20 protein-coding genes are annotated in these 22,441 nt (G+C 68.6%); 10 read left to right on the top strand and 10 right to left on the bottom strand.

The features are described from left to right. Positions 1–4 precede the first annotated feature (4 nt). The 3 genes from AC6LJ2_RS15480 to AC6LJ2_RS15470 form a co-directional block, all read right to left on the bottom strand. Complete coding sequence (locus AC6LJ2_RS15480; protein ID WP_498151684.1) at positions 5–1,000, bottom strand: 3-hydroxybutyryl-CoA dehydrogenase; 996 nt, start codon at positions 998–1,000, stop codon at positions 5–7. Positions 1,001–1,002: 2 nt separating this feature from the next. Beyond that, positions 1,003–2,100, bottom strand: coding sequence for an NAD/NADP octopine/nopaline dehydrogenase family protein (locus AC6LJ2_RS15475; RefSeq protein ID WP_498151683.1), 1,098 nt, complete (start codon positions 2,098–2,100; stop codon positions 1,003–1,005). Positions 2,101–2,274: 174 nt separating this feature from the next. Next, positions 2,275–3,267, bottom strand: coding sequence for an AraC-like ligand-binding domain-containing protein (locus AC6LJ2_RS15470; protein ID WP_498151682.1), 993 nt, complete (start codon positions 3,265–3,267; stop codon positions 2,275–2,277). 182 nt (positions 3,268–3,449) lie between these two features. Between AC6LJ2_RS15470 and AC6LJ2_RS15465 the strand changes: the two genes are divergently transcribed. The 7 genes from AC6LJ2_RS15465 to AC6LJ2_RS15435 all read left to right on the top strand — a co-directional run bounded on the left by AC6LJ2_RS15465 (position 3,450) and on the right by AC6LJ2_RS15435 (position 10,520). Further along, positions 3,450–4,850, top strand: a complete 1,401-nt coding sequence (locus AC6LJ2_RS15465) for a spinster family MFS transporter (RefSeq protein WP_498151681.1) — start codon at positions 3,450–3,452, stop codon at positions 4,848–4,850. A 158-nt stretch (positions 4,851–5,008) separates the two neighbouring features. Beyond that, the gene (locus AC6LJ2_RS15460; RefSeq protein WP_498151680.1) at positions 5,009–5,914 is read left to right on the top strand and encodes a DUF2242 domain-containing protein; all 906 of its coding nucleotides are present in this window, start codon (positions 5,009–5,011) and stop codon (positions 5,912–5,914) included. A 144-nt stretch (positions 5,915–6,058) separates the two neighbouring features. Then, complete coding sequence (locus tag AC6LJ2_RS15455; protein ID WP_498151679.1) at positions 6,059–6,484, top strand: CopD family protein; 426 nt, start codon at positions 6,059–6,061, stop codon at positions 6,482–6,484. Positions 6,485–6,681: 197 nt separating this feature from the next. After that, the gene (locus AC6LJ2_RS15450) at positions 6,682–7,521 is read left to right on the top strand and encodes a MetQ/NlpA family ABC transporter substrate-binding protein (protein WP_445656949.1); all 840 of its coding nucleotides are present in this window, start codon (positions 6,682–6,684) and stop codon (positions 7,519–7,521) included. Positions 7,522–7,528: 7 nt separating this feature from the next. Beyond that, positions 7,529–8,644, top strand: a complete 1,116-nt coding sequence (locus AC6LJ2_RS15445; protein ID WP_445656948.1) for a methionine ABC transporter ATP-binding protein — start codon at positions 7,529–7,531, stop codon at positions 8,642–8,644. Next, positions 8,625–9,281, top strand: a complete 657-nt coding sequence (locus tag AC6LJ2_RS15440) for a methionine ABC transporter permease (protein WP_263911145.1) — start codon at positions 8,625–8,627, stop codon at positions 9,279–9,281. Before AC6LJ2_RS15445 ends, AC6LJ2_RS15440 begins: the two co-directional genes overlap by 20 nt. Positions 9,282–9,329: 48 nt before the next feature. Next, positions 9,330–10,520, top strand: coding sequence for a trans-sulfuration enzyme family protein (locus AC6LJ2_RS15435; RefSeq protein ID WP_498151678.1), 1,191 nt, complete (start codon positions 9,330–9,332; stop codon positions 10,518–10,520). Between the two features lie 86 nt (positions 10,521–10,606). Here the strand turns inward: AC6LJ2_RS15435 and AC6LJ2_RS15430 are convergent, their stop codons facing one another. Both AC6LJ2_RS15430 and AC6LJ2_RS15425 read right to left on the bottom strand, forming a co-directional pair. After that, positions 10,607–11,671 (bottom strand): hypothetical protein, encoded by a 1,065-nt coding sequence (locus tag AC6LJ2_RS15430; RefSeq protein WP_498151677.1) that lies wholly within the window; start codon positions 11,669–11,671, stop codon positions 10,607–10,609. A 77-nt stretch (positions 11,672–11,748) separates the two neighbouring features. Further along, the gene (locus AC6LJ2_RS15425) at positions 11,749–12,207 is read right to left on the bottom strand and encodes a hypothetical protein (RefSeq protein ID WP_498151676.1); all 459 of its coding nucleotides are present in this window, start codon (positions 12,205–12,207) and stop codon (positions 11,749–11,751) included. 242 nt (positions 12,208–12,449) lie between these two features. Here AC6LJ2_RS15425 and ppk2 point away from each other — a divergent pair, with 242 nt between their 5' ends. Continuing rightward, on the top strand, positions 12,450–13,703 hold the full coding sequence (gene ppk2 / locus AC6LJ2_RS15420) for a polyphosphate kinase 2 (protein WP_498151675.1): 1,254 nt from the start codon (positions 12,450–12,452) through the stop codon (positions 13,701–13,703). Positions 13,704–13,785: 82 nt separating this feature from the next. Here the strand turns inward: ppk2 and AC6LJ2_RS15415 are convergent, their stop codons facing one another. The 4 genes from AC6LJ2_RS15415 to AC6LJ2_RS15400 form a co-directional block, all read right to left on the bottom strand. Beyond that, positions 13,786–14,166: an RNA-binding S4 domain-containing protein gene (locus AC6LJ2_RS15415; RefSeq protein WP_263911137.1), complete on the bottom strand. Its 381-nt coding sequence runs from the start codon at positions 14,164–14,166 to the stop codon at positions 13,786–13,788. Between the two features lie 59 nt (positions 14,167–14,225). Next, positions 14,226–15,935 (bottom strand): putative bifunctional diguanylate cyclase/phosphodiesterase, encoded by a 1,710-nt coding sequence (locus AC6LJ2_RS15410; RefSeq protein ID WP_498151674.1) that lies wholly within the window; start codon positions 15,933–15,935, stop codon positions 14,226–14,228. A 191-nt stretch (positions 15,936–16,126) separates the two neighbouring features. Beyond that, positions 16,127–17,116, bottom strand: coding sequence for a tripartite tricarboxylate transporter substrate-binding protein (locus tag AC6LJ2_RS15405; RefSeq protein WP_263911134.1), 990 nt, complete (start codon positions 17,114–17,116; stop codon positions 16,127–16,129). Beyond that, positions 17,113–17,949 (bottom strand): amidohydrolase family protein, encoded by an 837-nt coding sequence (locus AC6LJ2_RS15400; protein ID WP_498151673.1) that lies wholly within the window; start codon positions 17,947–17,949, stop codon positions 17,113–17,115. The genes AC6LJ2_RS15405 and AC6LJ2_RS15400 overlap by 4 nt, the downstream gene beginning before the upstream one ends. A 129-nt stretch (positions 17,950–18,078) precedes the next feature. Here AC6LJ2_RS15400 and AC6LJ2_RS15395 point away from each other — a divergent pair, with 129 nt between their 5' ends. Both AC6LJ2_RS15395 and AC6LJ2_RS15390 read left to right on the top strand, forming a co-directional pair. Next, on the top strand, positions 18,079–18,966 hold the full coding sequence (locus AC6LJ2_RS15395) for a LysR family transcriptional regulator (RefSeq protein ID WP_263911130.1): 888 nt from the start codon (positions 18,079–18,081) through the stop codon (positions 18,964–18,966). A gap of 152 nt (positions 18,967–19,118) precedes the next feature. Further along, entirely contained in the window at positions 19,119–20,948 is a 1,830-nt protein-coding gene (locus AC6LJ2_RS15390) for an ABC transporter ATP-binding protein/permease (RefSeq protein WP_498151672.1), read from the top strand. On the opposite strand, the gene AC6LJ2_RS15385 is transcribed toward AC6LJ2_RS15390, so the two are convergent. Next, on the bottom strand, positions 20,945–22,441 hold the full coding sequence (locus AC6LJ2_RS15385; RefSeq protein ID WP_498151671.1) for a TonB family protein: 1,497 nt from the start codon (positions 22,439–22,441) through the stop codon (positions 20,945–20,947). The two genes, AC6LJ2_RS15390 and AC6LJ2_RS15385, sit on opposite strands and share 4 nt — an antisense overlap.

The following is a 22,441-nucleotide window of genomic DNA, read 5'->3' as shown; positions in this document are numbered from 1 at the left end:
GGGCTCAGGCCTGGCCTGCCGCCTTGGCCCCGTCATGGCGCGGCAGCAGCCCCATGATGCGCAGCCGTTCGCACAGTTCTCCCAGCCGCCGCAGCTTGTAGGCGTCCACGTCCATGCCGGCGTAGTCGTAGAAGCCCTGGCCGTCGCGCAGGCCGTTGCGGCCTGCGGCCATGTTGCGCGCGATGATGTCCGGCGCGGCAAAGCGTGGGTCGATGGCGTCCGCCAGATAGCGGGACGCGTAATGCAGGATGTCGCCGCCGCCCCAGTCGATGAATTCCAGCAGGCCCAGCACCGAGAAACGCAGGCCGAAGCCCAGCCGCACGGCCGTGTCGATGTCTGCGGCGCTGGCCACGCCTTCCTCGACCATGCGGGCCGCCTCGTTCATGGCCAGGGCCTGGATGCGCGGCACGATGTAGCCGGCCGCCGGCGCGCACTGCACCGGTGTCTTGCCCGCCAGCCGCAGCACGGCCAGCAGCGCTTGCAACGCCGCTTCCGACGTCTGCGGGCCGCGGCTCACTTCCACCAGCGGAATGAGATACGCCGGGTTGAGCCAGTGCGCGTTCAGGAAGCGGGCGGGGCCGTGCACCTGTTCGGCCAGCTCGGTGACCAGGAAGGTGGACGTGGTGGACGCAATGACGCTGTCCGGCGCGCAGGCGCGGCCCAGCCAGGCGAAGGTGTCGCGCTTGACGTCCAGGCGCTCGGGCACGGCTTCGAACACGACCCGGGCGCGGGCCAGGTCCGCGCGGGCGTCCTCGCGCGTGGTCAGGCGCACGCGGCCCAGCGCGACGTCGGCCTGGGCCGCATCCAGCAGGCCCAATCGCGTCAGCGTGGCCAGTTCGCGCCGCAGCTCGCCCAGCACGCGGGCGACGTACTCGGCCTGTTCGCCGTGTTCGCGCGGCTTGATGTCGATGAGGGTGACGGGCAATCCGGCATGGATGTACGACAGCGTGATGCCGATGCCCATGCGGCCGGGGCCGACCACGCACAAGGTTTGGTCCATGGTCAGACCCCTTGCGCCAGCAGTTCGGCCATGGCGCTGCGCGACAGGCCGTGCAGGCCCAGGGCTTCCAGCGTGCGGCCTTCGGCGTACAGGTCGCGGCCGGTCACGGCCGAGGCCACGCTGAGCAGGCCCTGCGCCACCGGCGTGGGCACGCCGGCCCAGCGGCCCGTCGACACCAGGAAGGACAGGCCCAGCTGCGTGTCTTCCAGCATGTAGCGGTGGCCGGCCAGGTCGATGTTCTCGCGCCAGTCGCCGCTGTCGGTCAGCTTGCCATGGGCGCCGCGGCCGTACATCCATTCATCGCCCTCGGCGGCGTAGTGGTCGGCCAGCGGAAAGTGCGGCGCGGCATAGCCCAGCGCCGTCCGGACGGCGATGCGTTCGGCGTCCAGCGCGTCGGTCACGCGGCGGATGGACGGCTGCGTGCCTTCATTGTGGATGTCCCACGTGTCGAAGTGTTCCAGCGGACCGGCGTTCATCAGGATCAGCGGCGGATGGATCACCGGCCCGGCGTTCATCAACGCGCCGGACAGGGCGTCTTCGATCGGTTCGATGCTGGGGTAGGCCTGCGCCAGCACTTCCAGGGCCGGGCCGGACAGGCGGCCGGGAAAGACGCCGGTGGGCAGGCGCGTGGCGTAGGCACTGATGACGACGCGGTCGCCATGTTTGCGCGCCAGGTAGGGCAGGGTGCCGGTTTCGGCGAAGGCCACCTCGGCCGGGTTGCCGGCGTCTTTCAGGGCGCGGGCAAACAGCAGGCTGCCGAAGGTGCCGGGCGGCAGGAACACGACCTGGCCGTCTTGCAGATGGGGGGCCAGGTGTGGCGCCAGCGCGGCGTGGGACGTGGCCGGCAGCGGAATCACCAACAGTTGCGCGCCGTCGGTGGCGGCGACCAGATCGGAAGCCAGCTCCAGTTGGCCGGGGCCGTCGCCCAGCGGGATGCGGCGTGTGCCGCGGTAGTCGGTCACCGTCAGGGCGCCCGCCTGGCGCAGGCGGTCGAACGCGGCGCCGTCCCGGCGCCACAGCCGCACGCGATGCCCTTTTTCCACCAGGTCGGCTGCCGCCGCGTAGCAGCCGTGGCCGCCGCCAATTACGCCGATGCGCATGATCAAGCTCCTTCGATAGAGGCTTTGATCCTAGCGGCGGGGCCAGGCGCGGGCTGCGCCGAATGCGCAGGCGGGATTCCGAATCGGCAAGCAAATGCGGGCGGGGCGCAAGCGTGGCATGAAGGCGGCCGCGAGGGGGCCTTCACGCGTTGATCCCGGCGCAATCGCCGTGGCTCAGGGCGTACAGGCGCGCCGCTGCCTGAGCGTGTCGGACGGCAGGCAGCCATACCGCTTGCGGTAATGCGTGGCGAAGTGGCCGAAGCTGGTGACGCCGCAGCGCAAGAGGATGTCGGTGACGCTGTCGCCGTCCCGCGCTTGCTCCAGCGCGGCGTGCGCCAGCGCCAGCCGGCGGTTGCGCAGGTAGTCGCTGGGGCTTTGCTTGAGGAATTGGGTGAAGCCGTTCTGCAACGTGCGGATGGACACGCCGCAATGCGCCGCCAGGTCGGTCAGGGCGATGGGCGCGTCGATGTGTTCTTCGATGTAGTCGCGGGCGCGGCGCACGTGCTGCGGCAGCGGCTGGCGGCGGTCGGCGCGCAGCGCGTCGGAATAGTTGTGCGGCAGCTGGGTCAGCAGCAACGACACCAGGTAGTCGGAAAAGCCCGCCGCCAGCGTCTGCGTCACGCCTTCGATCGCGGGGTGGCGGTACAGGCGGCACAGGTAGTCCAGCGTTTCCTGGACGGCCGCCAGACCGGCCGAGCCCGGGGCGGCTTCCAGGTCGAACACCAGGGGCTGCTTGACCGGGCGGTCCAGCAGCTGCTGCAGGTGGCGTTCCAGGGCCTGGCGTTCGATGCGCAGGATCAGGCTGCGGCAGTCCTGGCCGATGCGGATGATGCTGCGTTCGGACGGCGACGAGATGGTCAGGCTGCCTTCGCGCAAGGGGGCGCTGCGCTTGCCCAGCGTGACCAGCCCGGCGCCTTGCAGCGTGACGCGCACCAGGTAGTAGCGGGCGATGTCGCCGGCATCGATTTCCACGTCGGCGCCGTAGTGCAGGTCGAACAGTGCGGCGCTGCCGAAGAACACGCCGTACAGGCGCGAGCGCATCGGCTCGCCCGGCGCCACGCACATGCGGTGCGACCACAGGTGCTGGCTGACCTGGTCCGTGATTTCAGAGACATTGCCCGAATTGAGCAGGCAGTGGCGTTGCAACGGATAGGTGTCTTGGAACATGCTTTCCTGCGCCCCGGGAATAGCCGTTGCGCGCCCGGTATAGAGCCGGCTGGCGCAAAGGCCTACAAAAGATGCAGCCATTGGGGCCTGCCACGCAGGCCCTGATTGGCGAACCAGACAAGGGGACGCAGCCGCCACGCTGGCGGGGCCGGCGCGATCCCGTTGCGATACAAGGGAAAAACATGATGGGCGACCCCCGAAACGACGCGGCCAGGACCAGCTATGCCTACGAGTGGTATGTCGTCCTGATCTGCATGCTAGCGTACATATTTTCGTTCGTCGACAGGCAGATCCTGGCCCTGATGATCGAGCCCATCAAGCACGATCTGCAGCTATCGGACACGCAGTTCAGCCTGCTGCACGGGCTGGCGTTTTCGCTGTTCTATGCCTTCATGGGCATCCCCATCGCGCTGCTGGCCGACCGCTATTCGCGGCCCCGCATCATCGCCATCGGGGTGGCATTCTGGAGCCTGGCCACGGCCGCCTGCGGCCTGTCGCGCAGTTTCGCGCAGATGTTCCTGGCGCGCATCGGGGTGGGCGTGGGCGAGGCCGCGCTGTCGCCCGCCACCTATTCGATGCTGAGCGACATGTTCCCGCGACACAAGCTGGGCCGCGCGGTGGGCATCTATTCCATCGGCTCGTTCATCGGCGGCGGCATGGCTTTCCTGATTGGCGGCTACGTCATCAACCTGCTCAAGAGCGTGGACAGCGTGGCCGTGCCGCTGCTGGGCGCGCTGCGACCCTGGCAGGTGACATTCTTCATCGTCGGCTTGCCCGGGTTGCTGGTGGCGCTGCTGATTCTGCTGACCGTGCGCGATCCGCAGCGCCGCGGGGTGCGTCGCGATGCCGCCGGCCTGGCGCAAAAGCCGTCGGTGGGCGAGACCTTGCGTTTCCTGGGGCGCCATCGCGGCACGTTCTTCTGCCACTACCTGGGGTTTTCGTTCTACGCCATGATCCTGTTCTGCCTGCTGGGCTGGACGCCGGCCTTCTACATGCGCAAGTTCGGCCTGTCGCCGGTGGACGTGGGCTACATGCTGGGCGTGGTGGTGCTGGTGGCCAATACGGCCGGCGTGTTCTGCGGCGGCTGGTTGATGGACTGGCTGGCCAGGCGCGGCTACAGCGATGCGCCGCTGCGCGCCGGGGTCATCGGCGCCGTCGGCATGGCCGTGCCGGCCGTGGCGTTTACCCAGGTCGACGGCCTGTGGCTGTCGGTGGGGCTGCTGCTGCCGGCGATGTTCTTCGCCTCGTTTCCCATGCCCACGTCCACCGCCGCGATGCAGATCCTGCCGCCCAACCAGTTGCGGGCGCAGATATCGGCCCTGTTCCTGTTGATATCGAACCTGATCGGCCTGGGGGCGGGCACGACTGCGGTGGCGTTGCTGACGGATCGCCTGTTCAAGCTGCCGGCGGCGGTAGGGCATTCGATGTCGCTGTTGATCGGCGTGGCCACGCTGCTGTGCATCGGCCTGTTGGCCGTGGGTTGCGGCAACTATCGGCGCAGTCTGGTGCGGGAAGAGGCCCTGGCGGACCCGGGCGGCGCCCCGGGCGGCGCGACGCCCTTGCCGGCGCGGGCTACGCCTTGACACGCAAGCGTTACGGCATGTGCCCGCAGGCAACAGGCATTCCGGCCCCATATGCGCTATAAAGCTGTTTCAACCCATCACTGCGCAGGCTCGCGCGGGCGCTGGACGTCCTGCCCTTGGCAGATAATCCTCTCGTCGCCCCCCAGCCGGATTTTTTCATGCCCCGCGTCACCCCTCGTCTTGCCCTTCCGTTGTGCGCTGCCCTGGCAGCCGTCCTCACGGGATGCGCCGCTCCCAAAGCCGCTTTCGAAAAAGAAGACTTCGCCCAGAACGACACCTATTCCCGGACGTTCCCGGCGGGCAGCACCACGGCGTGCGACGCCGGACGGCGGGCCTTGCTCAGCCAGGGCTACAACATCGACAAGTTCGAAGGGTCGCGCGTCACCGGGCACAAGAACTTCCAGGGCGACGACGGCCAGCATACGCAGATCAGCTTCAACATCGATTGCGCATCCGATGGCGCCGCCAACGAGCGCGCCACCGTGTTCGCCAACGCCGTGCAGGACCGCTATTCCATCAAACGCACCTCCAGCTCGGCCAGCGTGGGCGTGAGCGTGCTGGGGCAGGTGTCGATGCCGTTCGGCGCCAGCGACGATTCGCTGGTCAAGACGGCCAGCCAGACCGTGTCGCGGCCGGCGTTCTATGAAGGTTTCTTCCAGCTGCTGCAGCGCTTCCTGCCGGACGCGCAGGCCGCCGCCGCGCCCCATGTGCCGCCGCCTGGCCGCGGCAAGGCCGCCGCGCCCAAGCCGCCCGCGGATCCCGTGACCACGCCGGACGCGCCGGCCGATACGCTGAATCCCTCCACGGCCAGCGGTGCGTCGGCGGCCGGCGACAAGCCGGCGCCCGAGCCGGCCCGGGGGCAGCCTGCCGCGGCGCCAGCCAACGCTACCGGGGCGTCCACCGCGCCGGCCAGCCCGGCGCCGAAGACGGATTCGGCGGCCCCGACGTCCGCGCCGGCGCCCGCTGCGGCTGCCGCCACCCCCGCTGCGCCCACGGGCGTCATGCCCGCCGCGCCCGCTGCCGCGACCCCCGCCACGCCGCCGGCGACCGACGCCGCCAAGTAATTTCCCGGGCCGGCGGCCCGGACCGCCGCGACGGCGTCATCCGCAGGCCGCCTGGTCGCCACGGCGTCATCCCGTTTGCCCCAGCGCAAACCCGGGCCGCAATACCGCCCCGCATCCGTCCGCCCTCCGGCGATAATGCCGCGCATGACCTATCAACTTCTGAAAATGCTGCATGTCGCCGCCGTGGTCGCATGGCTGGGCGGCTCGTTGTTCGTGTCCCTGTTCCTGTTGTCGTCGCAGCCGCCCGACAGCGACGAGGCGCCCAAGGAACGCAAGATGCTGGGCGCGCTGCGCCGCTGGACGCTGTTCGTGACCACGCCGGCCATGGTGCTGGCCTGGTTGATCGGCCTGCACCTGGCCGTGACCTTCGGCTGGTTCGCCATGGACTGGCTGTGGATCAAGGCCGGCGTGGCGCTGGCACTGTCGGCGCTGCTCGGCATCCAGAGCGCCGCGCTGCGCCGCCTGGCCCTGGGCGGCGCCAAGCGCCCGCCCTTGGTTGACCTGTATGCGCCGTTCACCGTCATTGCGGCTGCGGTGATCGTGACGCTGGTGGTCGTCAAGCCGTTCTGAAGGCCAGGTTGGCGGACCGGGACTCTGCGCCCGTCCGCCCCAAGCGGTTCCGGCCAATCACCGTGCCGTCATATGCGCCCGCCACATAACCAAACACCCCTGTAATAAGGACTCAACCAACTATTCGTTCGTGCGCGCAGGGGCCATCCCTAGAATCGTCTCTCTCATAACCGGCTTGACTTAGAGGCGATTTCCATATGACTCCCCGTACTTTCTCCGCCCGCACGGGCACGCTCATCAAGGGCTTCTTTGGCGCCGTGCTGGCCGCTGCGGCGATGTTCCACGGACCGGCATTCTCGGCCGATCCCAAGCCGTTGAAGGTGGGCGTGCGCGGCGGCGTCGACGAGCAGATCTGGGAAGTCGTGGCGCAGGTCGCCAAGAAGAACGGCCTGGCCGTCGAACCCGTCGTCATCACCGGCACCGCCAGCCCCAACGAGGCGCTGAACAACGGTGACCTGGACGCCAATGCCTTCCAGCACATTCCCTTCCTGAACGACCAGATCAAGCAGCGCGGCTACAAGCTGGTGTCGGTGGCCAACACGCTGATCTCGCCCATCGCGTTCTATTCCAGGAAGTACAAGTCGCTGAAAGACCTGCCCAACGGCGCCAAGGTCGGCATTCCCAACGACCCCAGCAACCAGACCCGCGCGCTGGTGATCCTGCGCGACAACGGCCTGATCACGCTGCGCGACGGCTTCGATCCGGCCACGGGCACCGCCACGCTGGCGGACGTGACGTCCAACCCCAAAAAGCTGGACTTCGTGGAAAGCGCCTCGGTGGTGCTTGCCCGTTCGCTGCCGGATGTTGACACCGCCGCCATCGTCAACAGCTTTGCCTATCAGGCCGGGCTGATCGCCACTCGCGACGGCATCGCGGTCGAGAAGAAAGAAAACAACCCGTACGTGAACATCATCGCCGTGCGCGAAAAGGACAGGAACGCGCCCTGGGTGCCGGAGCTGGTCAAGGCCTACCACTCGGAGGAAGTGCGCCAGTTCATCCTGAGCAAGTACGAAGGCTCGGTGATTCCGGTCTTCTAGGCGCGTCATGATCCAACACGAGTTTTCCCTGCCGCACGAAGCCGCGCAGGCCGAGGCCGGCGCGGCGCAGGATGCGCACATCGTCTTCGAAGGCCTGCAGAAGCACTATCCCGGCCCGCAGGGCCCGGTGGCAGCGCTGTCGGACATTTCGTTTTCTATCTCGCGCGGCGAGGTCTTCGGCATCATCGGGCGCAGCGGCGCGGGCAAGTCGACGCTGCTGCGGTCCATCAACATGCTTGAGCGGCCCAGCGCCGGCCGGGTGCGGGTGGACGGCGTGGACGTCGGCAGCCTGGACGAGGACGCGCTGGTGGGCCTGCGCCGCCGCATCGGCATGATCTTCCAGCACTTCAACCTGCTGTCGGCCAAGACCGTGGCGCAAAACGTGGCTTTGCCGCTGCGCGTGGCGGGCGTGAAGCCGGCCGCGGCGCGGGTGCGGGTCGACGCGCTGCTGGACCTGGTCGGGCTGCGCGACAAGGCGGATACCTATCCGGCCAAGCTGTCGGGCGGCCAGAAGCAGCGCGTGGGCATCGCCCGGGCGCTGGTGCATAACCCCGAAATCCTGCTGTGCGACGAAGCCACGTCCGCGCTGGACCCGGAGACTACCCAGTCCATCCTGGCGCTGCTGCAGGACATCAACCGCAAGCTGGGCCTGACGGTGGTGCTGATCACCCACGACATGGCCGTGATCCGCGAAGTCTGCCACAAGGTGCTGGTGCTGGACGGCGGCCGCAAGGTCGAACACGGCGAGGTCTGGCGCGTGTTCGGCGATCCGCAGGCCGACGCCACGCGCGCCTTGCTGCGGCCCTTGCAGCACGACCTGCCGGCGGACCTGGCGGCGCGGCTGGTGCCCGACCTGCAAGGCCTGGACGGCCGGCCGGGCGTGGCCGTATTGCGCCTGCGCTTCACCGGCCAGGGCCGCCCCGAAGGCGTGTCGCTGCAAGCGCTGGCAGCGCTGGGGCCGGGCGCGACGCTGCTGCATGGCGGGCTGGACCGGCTGCGCGGCCATGCGCAGGGCAGCCTGCTGGTGTCGGTGCCCGCCGCCGTTCTACAGGAAGAGGCCGCGCGCGCCGCGCTGGTGGCCGATCAGATCAAGGTGCTGGGATATGTCGCTGCCAATGCTTGATAAATACCTGCAGGCCTTCCTGCAGACGCTGACGATGGTGGGCATTTCCGCCGCCATCGCCATCATCGCCGGCCTGACGCTGGCCGTGGTGCTGACGGTGACCGCGCCCGGCAACCTGTACCCCAAGCCGCGCCTGAACAAGGCGCTGTCGGTCACGGTGAACACCTTTCGTGCCATTCCCTTCATCATCCTGCTGGTGGCGATGCTGCCGTTCACGCGGATGCTGGTGGGCACCACGCTGGGCACCTGGGCCGCGATCGTGCCGTTATCGGCCAACCTGGTGCCGTTCTTTGCGCGCATCGCCCAGGTCAGCCTGAACGACGTCGACCACGGACTGGTGGAAGCCGCCCGCGCCATGGGCTGCCGTCGCTGGCACATCGTGCGCCACGTGCTGCTGCCCGAGGCGCTGCCCGGCATCATCGGCGGCATGACCGTCAGCGTCATTGCCATGATCAACGCATCGGCCATGGCCGGCGCGGTGGGCGCGGGCGGCCTGGGCGACCTGGCCATCCGCTACGGCTACGAACGCTATGAAACCCGCGTGATGTTCGAAGTGATCGTGATCCTGATCGCGCTGGTGTCGATCGTGCAATTCACCGGCGAATGGCTGTCGCGCCGCGCCGACCACAAGCGTTGAGGGCGCGCCGCGCCGTCCGCATCCCCTGACTTTTCCTGGAGTCCCCTCATGTCCGATTCGCCCCAACACGGTTTTGCTACCCGCGCCATCCACCTGGGCTACGAGCCGCTGGATGAGCAGGGCGCGCTGTCGCCGCCGCTGTACCTGACGTCCACCTACACCCAGGACAGCATCGAGGCCTTTGACCAGATCCGCCTGGGCGATAAAGCCGGCTACGTCTATGGCCGCACCCGCAACCCGACGCAGGCGCTGCTGGAAGAGCGGCTGGCGTCGCTGGAAGGCGCCGAGGCCGGCGTGGTGACGGCGTCCGGCATGGCGGCCATTTCGGCCACGCTGCTGTCGCTGCTGCAAAGCGGCGACGAGATCGTGGTGGACCAGATCGTCTATGGCACCGCCTTCACGCTGTTCGCGCAGGGCCTGCCGCGCCTGGGCATCCGCGCCGTGTTCGCGGACTTCACCCGCCCGGAAACGGTCGCCGCCGCCATCGGCCCCAAGACCCGCGCGGTCTACTTTGAAACGCCGGCCAACCCCAACCTGCGGCTGGTGGACATTGCCGCCGTGTCGGCGATTGCACGCGGCAAGGGGCTTCTGACCATCGTCGACAACACCTTCGCCACGCCGGTGCTGCAGCGCCCGCTGGAGCACGGCGCCGACATCGTGCTGCATTCGGCCACCAAGTACCTGGGCGGCCATGGCGACCTGCTGGCCGGCGCCGTGGTGGGGCGCAAGGAACATATCGACGCGATCCGGCTGCAAGGCTTGCGCTACTTCACCGGCGCGACGCTGTCGCCGTTCACGGCATTCCTGGTGCTGCGCGGCATCAAGACGCTGGAACTGCGGGTCGAACGCCACAGCGAATCGGCCTTGAAGGTGGCCAAGTTCCTGCGTGAACACGCGGCCGTGGCCGACGTGTTCTATCCCGGCCTGGCCGGCACCGCGGGGGCCGACATCGCCCAACGCCAGCAAGCGGCGGGCGGCGGCCTGGTGGCGTTTGAACTCAAGGGCGGGCTGGCCGCCGGCCGGCGTCTGCTCAACAGCCTGAAACTGGCGCGCATCGCCGTGAGCCTGGGCGATCCCGAAACGCTGATCCAGCATCCGGCGTCGATGACGCACGCCAGCTACACGGCCGAAGACCGCGAGAAATACGGCTTGTCGGAAGGGCTGTTGCGGCTGTCGGTGGGCTTGGAAACCGCTGCGGATATCCTGGCCGACCTGAAGCAGGGGCTGGATCGGGTGTAGGCGCTGCGAAACGGCGCCTGGGTGGCGGATCGGCGATAACGCGGGTCCCGCCATGGCGCCGGATCCGCGTCAGGGCAGCGCCGGCATCAGCGCAGGTCCGACGTCAGGTTGTCGAACTGCTGCAATTCCAGCCGTGTGCGTTCGTCGGTCAGGCGTCGCACCGTCAATTGGTGCGCCTGAAACCGCGTCAAGAGCGCGTCCTGGTCGAACACGATTTCGTCGTGCTGGGCGCGCCAAGACCGGCGGTTGTCGTCGAGCAGGTTGATCATCTTTTCGAACTCGGCCAGCGTCAGGCGTTCGATTTCCCAGTTGCGCGCCAGGGTCGCCCGCTGGGTCGTGCGCGACTTGAGCGCGCCTTCGATCATCTGGTTCTTCTGCTGTTCGGTCAGGTCCAGGCTGCGGATGATGACGGGCACGTCGGTCAGCAGCTTCTGGTTCTGCTGGCTGTATTTCTGCACGATGCGCTGCGATTGTTCAAGGATCAGCCGGCTTTCCACCAGGCCGCGGTCGCGCGCCAGTCGGTTGGCGATGAACAGTTCAGACAGTCGCACCTCTTCCAGTTCCTTCATGTAGGCGCGGTACTGCGCCAGGCGCTGGCCCAGCATGATCTTCACGCCGCGCTCGATCTGGCCATAGGTGCCGCGAGCCTTGGGCGTGGGGTCGATGTCCGGCACGTCGCCGGTGGGATGGTCGGTTGCGTACAGGGCCGTGCGCATCAGCTCGCCGGCATGGCGGATCTCGGCGTAGGCGGTGTCTTTCTGCATGCGCTGGTAGGCGCCGATGGCGCTCAGCGTGACGCACGTGCCCAGCAGCGCCACCCCCACGCCGAATGCGATGCGGGTGCGGTTGCGCGGCGTGCGCAGCCGCTTGAAGAGCGACAGCACCAGTATCGCCACGGCGGGCGGAATCGCCAGCGCGAGGGCCGCGCCAATGCCGTAGCCGAGGGTCGACGCCGTGCCGGTATCCAGGGTGGGTGAATCTCGCCGCACGCTGATCGCCATCAACCACAGACCGAGATAGATCGCCCAGGTCCAGAACGTGAGCGCGCGGCTGGCGGTGGGCGGGGTACGCAGGGCGGCGGCCAGCGGATCGGCCGCCGCAGGGGGGGCGGGCGAGGGCGGCACGGGGTCGGCCGCCATATCGGAGGGCACGCTTTCCAGACTCGGGATGGGGGCTTTGCGCGTGTCCACGGCGGGCGGAAGGGGCGAGAAATAATTGGCGGTAAATGTTACTGTGCGGCCTTTTCCGGCGCAATCGAATCTCGCTGCCAGGCCACCCATTCGCCCGCGCCGTCGAAGTGGCGCGGCCCGCGTTGCGCGGTGGCCAGACCGGCGCGGAGCACCTCGTGGTTCAGACCCGGCATGTGCCGCAGCAGGGCCGGCGGCAAGGCATCCACATCCAGCACGTCCTCGTCGAACTCCACCGCCATCAACGCGCCGTCGTCCTGCACCCGCACGTACCACAGGCCTTCCATGTAGTCGCCGTGCCAGGGGTCTGGAAACACGGCTTGGCGAAAACGAAAGCCGAATTCATGCACGTCTTCCCAGGGCCACGATTGGCGCAGGCCCATGCGCGCGGCCAGCTCGCTGGCGCGCGTGAAGCCGGCGTCGTCGAAGCGGATGGTTTCGGCGAAGGGGTCGGGCGGGGCGGGCGGGCCGGCAAGCAGCCTTTTCAGGAATGACCACATGATGGCGTCGGGGAAGCGGTTTCGATGCGGCAGTGTAGCGGCGGCACGGCGCTGGCGGGAGGACTGGCGCGGCCCTATGCGCAATGCGGCCCCGGTGGAGCCTGCGGGCCGCAGGCTGCAATGATGTTACAAGTCTTGATTCATATCAACGTCCCGCGCCATGGCGCGGGTTAGGGTTGCGCTTTTTCCTGACGGGTCGCCGGCGACTGGCCGGGGCCCACGCGCAGCAAGGACAGGGATCCATGACAGACAAGACCTCGCAAGCCTCCGAATCCACCCAGGCCGACCTCACCACCAAGCCGGCCTCCAGGTCGGCCACCAAATCGGCCAACAAGCCCGCCACCAAGTCCGCCGCCACGCGCACCGCCGGGGTACGTGCATCGGCCGCCAAGCGCACGCAAGCCGCCCGCCGCGCGCCCGGCGCTGCAACGACCGCCTCGCGCAGCAAGCGCGTACAGGCCGCCGCCCAACTGCCGTCCATCGAGCCCGCCGTCACGGCCCGCAAGCGCGTCAGCGCGCGGGAAGCCGCGGCCCGCCAGGAAACCACCGCCGTGCTGGCGGACATTGCCCGCCGCTATACCGTGGGCGAATCCGGCGAGGCCCACGAGGCGCTGCGCTCGGTGATCGAAGAACTGTCGCCCGATGACGCGATGGCCGTGCACCGCGCGCTGCTCGAGGCCAGTGCGCAGGCACCCGCCGCCCGCCGCAATCCCGACGAAGAGCTGGCCACCGATTGGCGCGAGGGCATCTACCCCTACAAGCACCGCATGCTGCGCCGCAATTACGAAAAGCAGAAGTACGCCTTGCAGGTGGAACTGCTGAAATTGCAGGCCTGGGTCAAGGCCACCGGCCAACGCGTGGTGATCCTGTTCGAAGGGCGCGACGCCGCCGGCAAGGGCGGCACCATCAAGCGCATGATGGAACACCTGAATCCGCGCGGCGCGCGCGTGGTGGCACTGGAAAAACCGTCCGACACCGAGCGCGGCCAATGGTATTTCCAGCGCTACGTGCAGCACCTGCCCACGGCGGGCGAGATCGTGATGTTCGACCGTTCCTGGTACAACCGCGCCGGCGTCGAACGCGTGATGGGCTTCTGCACGCAGGCGGAATATCTTGAATTCCTGCGCCAGGTGCCGGACTTCGAACGCAACCTGGTCGCCAGCGGCATCCACCTGGTGAAATTCTGGTTCTCGGTCAGCCAGGAAGAGCAGCGCCGCCGCTTCCTGCAACGCAAGGTGCATCCGCTCAAGCAGTGGAAGCTCAGCCCCGTCGACCTGGCCTCGCTGGACAAGTGGGACGACTACACCCGCGCCAAGGAAGCGATGTTCGCGCACACCGACACCGCCGATGCGCCGTGGATCGTGGTCAAGTCCGACTGCAAGAAGCGCGCGCGCCTGAACGCCATGCGCTACCTGATCGGACGCCTGCCGTACGAAGGCAAGAGCGCCGAGCCTGAAATGGCGCTGGATTCGCTGATCGTGGGGCGGGCGCTGTAAAGCCGGGTGCGTTGGGCCGGGCCTGCGCGTTGGCCGGGCCGCGCACCGGCGCGGCGCCGCCGCTGCGTGCGAGGCGCGCCGCTTACTTGCCGCGCATCTGATCGATCAGTCGCCGATCGCGCTTGGTTGGACGTCCCGCTGCGATATCCAGCGCCGGCTCGGGCGCCAGGCGCCGCATTTCTGCCGCGCGGGCGCGGGCGGCGGCGCTTTCGGGGGTTTCCTCGTACAGTTGCCGGGCCACCGGCGCCGGGCCGCGCACGCCGCTGACCGCCACCACGCGCACGTGCAGCGCGGGGTCTTCCTTGCGCAGGCTGACCAGGTCGCCGGCGCCGACTTCGCGCGCCGGCTTGGCGGGCTGGCCATTGACCTGCACCCGGCCCTTGCCGATCTCGTCCACCGCCAGGCTGCGCGTCTTGTAGAAGCGCGCCGCCCAGAGCCATTTATCCAGCCGTATCTTTTCCATCGTGGTTCATCCAGACATCAGCCAGACATCATAGCGGCCGCGGCGACATCGCGTCGTCTTCAGCGCCGCGAATCGCGCAGCAGCGCGGCGAAGGCGCCGGCGGGCAGGGCGCGGCTGAACAGGAAGCCCTGCATGGCATCGCAACCTTCCTCGATCAACATCTGGCGTTGCGCCTCGGTTTCGACGCCTTCGGCCAGCGTGCGCATGCCCAGCGAATGCGCCAGCCGCACGACGCCACGGATCACGGCGGTGGCCGTGGGCATCTTGCCCAGCGCCCAGACGAACGACTGGTCGATCTTGAGCGTGTCGATGGGCAGCCGCACCAGGTAGGCCAGGCTGGAATAGCCGGACCCGAAGTCATCCAGCGATGCCGAGATGCCGGCCTGGCGCAGTTCCATCAGGATGCCCGAGGCCTTTTCGACATCGCTCATCAGCGAGTTCTCGGTCACTTCGACATCCAGCAGCGCCGGCGGCACGCCGTGGGCCTGCGCCAGCCGCACGATGGTGCCGGCCAGGTCGGGCGCCACCAGCTGGCGGGCCGACAGGTTGAACGAGATGCGTGGCACCGGCAGGTCATCCGCCAGCCATTCACTGATGTGCTGGCAGGTGGCATTGGCCACCCACTCGGTCAGCGCCGATTCCAGCGGCGAATCCAGGATCACGTCCAGGAACGCGGCCGGGCCCAGCAGGCCGCGGGTGGGATGGCGCCAGCGCAGCAGCGCCTCGGCGCCGCACAGCGACCCGTCGTGCATGCTGATCTGCGGCTGGAAGTGCAGTTCGAACTGGTTGTGGGTCAGCGCGCCCTGGATGTCGCCGCGCAGCGACAGGCGCGCGCCCAGGCCCTGCATCAGTTCGCGGTGGTACAGCCGTACCTGGAAGCGGCCGGCCGACTTGGCGGCGTACATCGCGGCGTCGGCGTAGTTCAGCAGCATCTCGGCAGATTCGCCGGGCGAGTTCAGCATCGCGATGCCGATGCAGGCGCCCAGCGATACCGAACGGCCGTGGATGTCGCTGGGCCGCGACAGCGCGTTCAGGATCGAATTGGCCAGTGCTTCGGCCGCGCGCTCGTTGGTGTCGCGCAGCACCAGCAGGAATTCGTCGCCGCCGACGCGGGCGCAGAAGATCGACGGCGTCAGGAATCTGCGCAGCCGCTCGGCCACGTCGCACAGCAGCAGGTCGCCCTCGGCGTGGCCGAAGGCGTCGTTCACTTCCTTGAAGCGGTCCAGGTCCAGGAACAGCACGGCCAGCGACGGGTTCTGCGCGGTCAGCCCCGGCGCCGCGTCGGCGATGGCGCCGGACAGGGTCTCCATGCATTGGCGGCGGTTGGGCAGGCCGGTCAGGTAGTCGTGCGTGGCCTGGTACTTGAGCTGGGCGGCGGCTTCGCGTTCGCGCGAGACGTCGCGCAGCAATACCGCCACGCCGCCGGCACTGGGAAAGGCGCGGGCCTCGTACCAGCAGGCCAGCGGCGCGTAGTAGCCGGTATGGCTGGCGGGGCTGTCGGTCTGCAAGGCCGTCCGGCACGCCTCGTAGTAGCCGGTGGCGACCAGGTCGGGGCAGCTGTCCCACAAAGCCTGGCCGATCAGGTCCTGCCTGCTGCGCCGCAGCAGCCGTTCGGCGGCGGGGTTCACATGGCGCACGTGCCACGAACGGTCCAGCGAGATGAAGCCGTCGGCCAGGCCGTCGAGGGCGGCGCCGTCCAGGGCTGCCGCGGGTGTTCTGGCCGCGCCGGCGGGCGGGGGCGGGGAGGGCTCGTTGCTGTCTTGGTTCATCTCGTTCCGGATTTCCCTGAGCGCATGCGATCCGCTCTTTGTATCGCATCGGCAGGGCGCCGTAAAACCCGAACAAGCACCAAAAAAAGGGCGCCCCGAAGGGCGCCCCAAGACCGGCAATCCGGTTGCGGACCGTGAGGCCGCGTGTCAGGCATCCCGGGGATGCCGCCGCGGCCAGGTCCGGGCAGTACTCAATCCAGTTTCAGGCCGGCTTCCTTGACCACGCGCTGCCACTTGTCGATTTCAGCGCGGCGGAAGGTGTCCAGTTCGGCGGGCGTCGAGCCGATGGGCTCGGCGCCGATGCCTTCGAGCTGTGCGGCGATCTGCGGGTCCTTCAGCACCTTGGCCAGGGCTTGCGAGACCTGGTTGACGATCTCGGGCGGCGTGCCGGCGGGCGCGAAGACGGCGTTCCATTCGTAGGTCTCGTAGCCCGGCACGCCGGATTCGGCGATGGTGGGCAGGTCGGGCGCGGCCGTCGAGCGTTGCGATCCGCCGACGGCCACGGCGCGCAGCTTGCCGTTCTTCACGTGCTGCCAGGCCGAGCCCATGCTGGCGAACATGACCGGCACCTGGCCGGACATGACGTCGATCATGGCCGGACCGCCGCCCTTGTAGGCCACGTGCTGCAACTGGGTCTTGGCCAGCAGGTTGAACAGTTCGCCAGCCAGGTGCTGGGCCGAGCCGGGGCCGGCCGAGGCGAAATAGACGGGGTCCTTGGCGCCGGGCTGGCCCAGCTTGATGAGGTCGGCCACGGTCTTGACTTCGTACGACGGCGTCACCACCAGCACGTTGGGCACGCGCAGCAGCAGCGATACCGGTGCAAAGGCGGTCAGCGTGTCGAACTGCATCTTGGGGTGCAGCGCGGGGTTCTGGGCGTGGTTCGAGGCGTCCAGCATCAGCGTGTAGCCGTCGGGCTGGGCCTTGGCCACCACGGCGCCGCCGATCATGCCGCCGGCGCCGCCGCGGTTTTCGATCACCACCGGCTGGCCCAGTTCGGCCGCCAGCTTGGGGCCGATCAGGCGGGCCACCACGTCGACCGTGCCGCCGGGCGGATAGGTCACCACCAGCGTGACGGCGCGCTCGGGATAGGCGGCCTGTGCCGCGCCGGCAGCGCCGGCCAGCAATCCGGCGGCGGCCAGCAGGCAGCCGCGCCGCGCGAGGCGTTTGAACAGAGGGGTCATCGTGGGTCTCCTTGGAATTGGAACAGCTGCAACGGCGTGTCGGCGAGCACGGCGCGCCGTTGCGCGGGGTCGTCGATCCAGGCGTCCAGCCACTGCGTCGCCGCAGGGTAGGACGCCAGGTGGCGATGCTCGGTATGGGGCCAGTCGCTGCCCCACATGAGTCGGGCGGGCGTGCAGGCCCGCAGCAATTGCTGCGTCGCCTCGCGCCCGGATGCGGCACAGTCGGCGGCGGGCCAGTTGCGGTACGCGGCCGCCAGCTTGACCCAGACGCGGCCGCTGTCGGCCTGGCGCAGCAGATAGGCAAAGCCCGGGTCGGTCACGCCGAGCGCAGGGTCGGGCCGACCGAAGTGGTCCACCACCAGGCGGCAGCCGGCTTGCAGCAGCGCCGGCATGATATCGGCCAGGCGCGCGGCCTGCACGTGGATTTCAACATGCCAGCCCAGTGCATTGATGCGGTCCAGCAGGTGGCGCCAGGCCGGCGTCTGGATCTCGGGCAAGGGCAGGCCGATCAGGTTCAGGCGGATGCCGACCACGCCGGCTGCGGCCAGGGCCTGCAAGGCCTCGTCCGTGATGGCGGGATCGACCACCGCCACGCCGCGCAGCCGCTCGGGCTGCGCGCGCAGCGCCTCGACCAGATGGCTGTTGTCGGTGCCCAGGAAGCTGGGCTGCACCAGCACGCCGTGCGTCAGGCCGTGTGCGTCCAGCAGGGCCAGGTATTGCGCCAGCGTGGCGTCGTAGTCAGGCGTGTGGCGGCGCGTATCGGCCAGCGCCAGGCCTTGCCGGAATACGTGGGCGTGGGTGTCGACGGCGGGGCCGGTCGCGGACGGGGGCAAGGCAGTCTCCTGGGGCGGGTGCGGCGCCGGGGGCCCACCCGCTTCTGTAAGGTTTTGTAAGGCGGGATTGTAGGAAGACCGGGTATAGTTTTCTATTGTTTGAAAACGCTTTATTTATATTGAATCGATATGGAAACCCGGCATCTGCGCTATTTCCTGGCGGTGGTCGACCACGGCAGCGTCAGCCGCGCGTCCGAATGGCTGGGCATTGCCCAGCCGGCGCTCAGCCAGGCGCTGGGCCGCATGGAAAAGGACCTGGGCGTGCGCTTGTTTGAACGCTCGCGGCAGGGCAGCACGCCCACGCCGGCCGCCCTCGCCATCCTGGAAGATGTGCGTGCCAGCGTCACCCGCATCGACGCGGCCGCCCGCCGCGCCCAGGAAATCGGCCGCGGCAGCGCCGGGCAACTGACGGTGGGGCTGGTGTCCTCGGCGCTGTTCAACACGTTGCCCCGGGCGCTGCGCGAAATGCGCCGGCAAGCGCCCGGCGTGCGCATCATCCTGCGCGAAATGAGCAATGCCGAGCAGGCCGAAGCCCTGCAGACCGGCGAGATCGATATCGGCCTGATGCACACGCCGGTGGCCGTGGGCGGCCGCATGCGCGAACGCCAGCTGCTGCGCGACCGCCTGGTGGCGGCGGTGCCGGACGAATTCGAGGTTGCGCCGGATGGCCAGGTGTCGATGGCGCAGATCGCGCAGGCCGGCCTGGTGATGTATCCGCAGTCGCAATTGCCGGCCTTCTATGCCGACATCCTGGACGCCATGCGCAAGGGCGGCCACGACGCCCACGTGAACCAGGAAGCCAATCGCACGCTCACCGTGCTGGCGTGCGTGGCCGGCGGCTGCGGCGTGGCGCTGCTGCCCAGCTGGATCCGGTCGCTGGATTTCAGCGGCGTGCGTTTCTGCGAGGTGCGCGATGGCGAACGCCTGCCCAGCTTCGACCTGAGCGCCATCTGGCCGGCGCGGTCGGTGCCGACGCTGGCCGATACGTTCGCCAATCTGGATCTGGGCGCACAGTAGGGCCGAGGACGGCCTCGCCCCGGGTTCACCCAGGCTTTCAGTCCGCCTTCAGTTGCGCCGCCGAACGCTTAAGCCACGCTTAAGACGCCGCTTTTGCCGGAACTAGCCCTCCTGCGTCGTTCTAACCAGAAACGATGTGACAGGGGCATGACATGGATCTGAACTGGCAGCAGCAGCTGTGGGAAAGCGCGCTTTGGTTGGCGCGCGCATTTGGCATTGCCGCCGTCGGGCTGGTGGGGGTGACCCTGGCGCTGTCGCGCTGGACCGATTGGGGGCGCAAGTTCTGGCGCCTGGCCTGGCCCTACCTGACGCCGCGGCGCAGTTGGCGGCCGCTGTTGACGCTGGCCGCGCTGCTGTTCCTGGCGATGTTCTCGGTCCGCATGACCGTGCTGTTTTCGTATTGGTACAACGGCTTCTACAGCGCCTTGCAGGCGTTGGACCCGACCGCCTTCTGGCGCTTTCTGGGCATCTTCGCGGTGCTGGCCTGCGTGCACGTGGTGCGCACCCTGGTGGACAGCTACGCCGGCCAGGCCTTCGACATCCATTGGCGGGTGTGGCTCAACGAGCGCCTGACCGGGGATTGGCTCGGCGCGCGCGCCTACTATCGCAGCCATTTCGTCGGCGAGCCGGTGGACAACCCCGACCAGCGCATCGAGCAGGACATCGCCCTGTTCGTCACCGGTTCGCGCAGCCTGGCCATCGGTGCGCTCAGCGCCATGGTGTCGCTGGTGGCGTTTACCGCCATCCTGTGGAATCTGTCCGGTCCGCTGGACGTGGCGGGCGTCGAGATTCCGCGCGCCATGGTCTTCATGGTGTACCTGTACGTCATCGTCGCCACGCTGTTCGCCTTCAAGATCGGGCGGCCGTTGATTCTGTTGAACTTCCTGTCCGAACGCCTGACCGCCAACTTCCGCTATGCCCTGCTGCGGCTGCGCGAGAACGCCGAGAACGTGGCCTTCTACCAGGGCGAAGCCGTCGAGCGCGCCACGCTCTGGACGCGCTTTTCGGCCTACATCGCCAACCTGTGGGCGCGGGTGTACCGGGGCCTGAAGTTCGACGGCTTCAACCTGGCGGTCAGCCAGGTGGCGGTGGTGTTCCCCTTCCTGTTGCAGGCGCAGCGCTTCTTCAGTGGCGCGATCAAGCTGGGCGATGTGATCCAGACCGCGCAGGCCTTTGGCCAGGTGCAGGATTCGCTGTCGTTCTTTCGTACCTCGTACGATTCCTTCGCCCAGTACCGCGCCACGTTGAACCGGCTGGCGGGCTTTCTGGATGCCAACGCGGCGGCGCGCGACCTGCCGGCGATCGAACCACAACCGTTGCCCGACGGCATGGAGATCACCGGCCTGGACGTCTCGCGGCCCGATGGGCAGGCCCTGCTGTGCCAGTTGAATCTGTCGCTACGTCCCGGTCAGGCCCTGCTCATCAAAGGGCCTTCAGGCAGCGGCAAGACCACCTTGCTGCGCGCCCTGGCGGGGCTGTGGCCGTACGCGCAGGGCAACGTGAAGCGGCCGCTGGGCGCGGCAGCGCTGTTCCTGTCGCAGCGGCCCTATCTGCCGCTGGGCGCGCTGCGCGACGCGGTGGCGTATCCGGGCCACGCGCAGCCGGGCGATGACGCCCGCCTGGCGGCCGCGCTGCGGCAGGTGAACCTGGGCCACCTGGCCGGCCGCCTGGACGAAGTGGCCGACTGGTCGCGCATCCTGTCCATTGGCGAGCAGCAGCGCGTGGCGTTTGCCCGCGTGCTGTTCAACCGGCCCGCCATTGTCTTTCTGGACGAGGCCACGTCGGCTACCGACGAAGGCCTGGAACACATGCTGTACAGCCTGCTGCGCCAGGACCTGCCGGATTGCATGCTGGTCAGCGTGGGGCATCGCAGCACGCTGGACCCGTTCCATACGCATCGGCTGGCGCTGGACGGCGAGGGCGGGTGGACGATGGGAGGGATGGATGCGGTCGCGGCGGCACCGCAACGCGCGGCCGCCTAGCGCTTGTCCAGCTTGTAGTCGAACATCAACAACACCTGGCTGGGCACGGGCTGGCCGTCGCGGGTGGCAGGCATCATGCGCACCGCCCGGGCGGCGTTCACCGCCGCCACGTCCAGGTCGGCGTGGTTCGATGAAAACAGCAAGGCGGTCCGTTGGACCCGGCCGTGCTCGTCGAGCAGCACGCGCACCCAGACCGGACCGGCATAGCCCTTGATCTGGGCTTCGTAGGGATAGCGCAGGTCTGGTTTTTCCGTGATGACCAACACCTTTGGCGTATCCAGGGGCCAGGGCTCGGATTGCCCGTCGATCAGCGCCGGGCAACCCAGCGGCGGGCCCAGCACCTGCTTGTCGCAGGGGCGGATCGCGGCCGCAGCGCGTTGGGCCTGCAAGGTGATGCGGGTATCGGCCAGGGCCATCTTGGCGGGGTCCGGCCGGTAGGTGGTGCCGTCGCGAGCGTCCCGGTACATGGCTGCCAGGCCCAGGATGACCACGATGCCCAGGACGATCAGCAGCTTGTTCTTGGCGGGCCAGTCAGCCAGTCGCCGAAGGCGTTCGGCGCGGGCGATGGCGGTGCGCCAGGCAGTGATGCGGGCTTCGCCCAGGTCCAGCATCGCCAGTTCCGGGGCGACCAGATAGAGCCGCTCGAATTGTTCACCGTGCAATACCGCATCGACGCGGCTGGGCTGGGCCCGCGTGCGCGCCAGCGCCAGCACGGCGTCCAGGGGCACCCGTTGTTCCGGGGGAAGATGGACGTAGAGTTCCATCTGGTCGTGCAAGTGGCCGAGCCAGCGGGAGAGCTCCGGATCGGAGGGAAAGGGGGCATTCAAGCCGTTCCAATCGAACGCGCGGCGAGCCGTATTGAACAGCGCCAGCCGCCCGCCGGGCCGGGCGCGCAGGGCATGCGCCAAGCTCACGGCCAGGTCCTGCCGGGCATCGAGGTGGGCCAGGCGTTCGTCCAGCAGCGCGCGGTCCATCATCGGCTGCACTTGGTCGTCCGCCGCAGCCATCAGTTCTTCGGTCCAGTGCGCTACGGCTTCGGCCCGTTCGGTGGCGCTGGGCAGGGCGGGGTCGGCAGGCGGCGCCGGGTCGGGCCGTGAAGACGTGTCGTGGGCTCGGTCTGCCGACTGGCGAGGTGGTCGTCGGCGGCCGGAGGCCGGCGTGTCCTGGGCCGACGCCGGCCCCGATTCCGGAGCCGGCTCGTCGGGGGCGGGTTCGTCAGACCACGAGCGCCGCAGGGCGTCTGGTGGGACCTCTGGGCCAGGGCGCCCCGCGGGGGCGGCGGCCGGGTCAGGGAAGGGCGCTGCCGCCTTCGCGGACGAGCCCTGACCGTCCGCCCAGGCGCGCGCACGCTCGTAGGCGTCGCGCAGCGCTGCGAAGCCTTCCGGGTTCGCGGCCTGGTCGATCTTCTTCAATGCCACGGCGTAGGCGCGCCGGATGGATTTCTGGTCTGGGGTGGGCGTGATGCCCAGCACCGAAAAAAAGGCGGCGGGCAT

It is taken from the genome of Achromobacter sp. 1014246743, from assembly GCF_059760725.1.
This window is presented reverse-complemented; position numbering and strand designations above follow the sequence as displayed.

Excerpts from the sequence above, each read along its gene's own strand:
- AC6LJ2_RS15480 (WP_498151684.1), bottom strand. The coding sequence starts at position 1,000 with ATGGACCAAACCTTGTGCGTGGTCGGCCCCGGCCGCATGGGCATCGGC.
- AC6LJ2_RS15475 (WP_498151683.1), bottom strand. The coding sequence starts at position 2,100 with ATGCGCATCGGCGTAATTGGCGGCGGCCACGGCTGCTACGCGGCGGCA.
- AC6LJ2_RS15470 (WP_498151682.1), bottom strand. The coding sequence starts at position 3,267 with ATGTTCCAAGACACCTATCCGTTGCAACGCCACTGCCTGCTCAATTCG.
- AC6LJ2_RS15465 (WP_498151681.1), top strand. The coding sequence starts at position 3,450 with ATGATGGGCGACCCCCGAAACGACGCGGCCAGGACCAGCTATGCCTAC.
- AC6LJ2_RS15460 (WP_498151680.1), top strand. The coding sequence starts at position 5,009 with ATGCCCCGCGTCACCCCTCGTCTTGCCCTTCCGTTGTGCGCTGCCCTG.
- AC6LJ2_RS15455 (WP_498151679.1), top strand. The coding sequence starts at position 6,059 with ATGACCTATCAACTTCTGAAAATGCTGCATGTCGCCGCCGTGGTCGCA.
- AC6LJ2_RS15450 (WP_445656949.1), top strand. The coding sequence starts at position 6,682 with ATGACTCCCCGTACTTTCTCCGCCCGCACGGGCACGCTCATCAAGGGC.
- AC6LJ2_RS15445 (WP_445656948.1), top strand. The coding sequence starts at position 7,529 with ATGATCCAACACGAGTTTTCCCTGCCGCACGAAGCCGCGCAGGCCGAG.
- AC6LJ2_RS15440 (WP_263911145.1), top strand. The coding sequence starts at position 8,625 with ATGTCGCTGCCAATGCTTGATAAATACCTGCAGGCCTTCCTGCAGACG.
- AC6LJ2_RS15435 (WP_498151678.1), top strand. The coding sequence starts at position 9,330 with ATGTCCGATTCGCCCCAACACGGTTTTGCTACCCGCGCCATCCACCTG.
- AC6LJ2_RS15425 (WP_498151676.1), bottom strand. The coding sequence starts at position 12,207 with ATGTGGTCATTCCTGAAAAGGCTGCTTGCCGGCCCGCCCGCCCCGCCC.
- ppk2 (WP_498151675.1), top strand. The coding sequence starts at position 12,450 with ATGACAGACAAGACCTCGCAAGCCTCCGAATCCACCCAGGCCGACCTC.
- AC6LJ2_RS15415 (WP_263911137.1), bottom strand. The coding sequence starts at position 14,166 with ATGGAAAAGATACGGCTGGATAAATGGCTCTGGGCGGCGCGCTTCTAC.
- AC6LJ2_RS15410 (WP_498151674.1), bottom strand. The coding sequence starts at position 15,935 with ATGAACCAAGACAGCAACGAGCCCTCCCCGCCCCCGCCCGCCGGCGCG.
- AC6LJ2_RS15405 (WP_263911134.1), bottom strand. The coding sequence starts at position 17,116 with ATGACCCCTCTGTTCAAACGCCTCGCGCGGCGCGGCTGCCTGCTGGCC.
- AC6LJ2_RS15395 (WP_263911130.1), top strand. The coding sequence starts at position 18,079 with ATGGAAACCCGGCATCTGCGCTATTTCCTGGCGGTGGTCGACCACGGC.
- AC6LJ2_RS15390 (WP_498151672.1), top strand. The coding sequence starts at position 19,119 with ATGGATCTGAACTGGCAGCAGCAGCTGTGGGAAAGCGCGCTTTGGTTG.
- AC6LJ2_RS15385 (WP_498151671.1), bottom strand. The coding sequence starts at position 22,441 with ATGCCCGCCGCCTTTTTTTCGGTGCTGGGCATCACGCCCACCCCAGAC.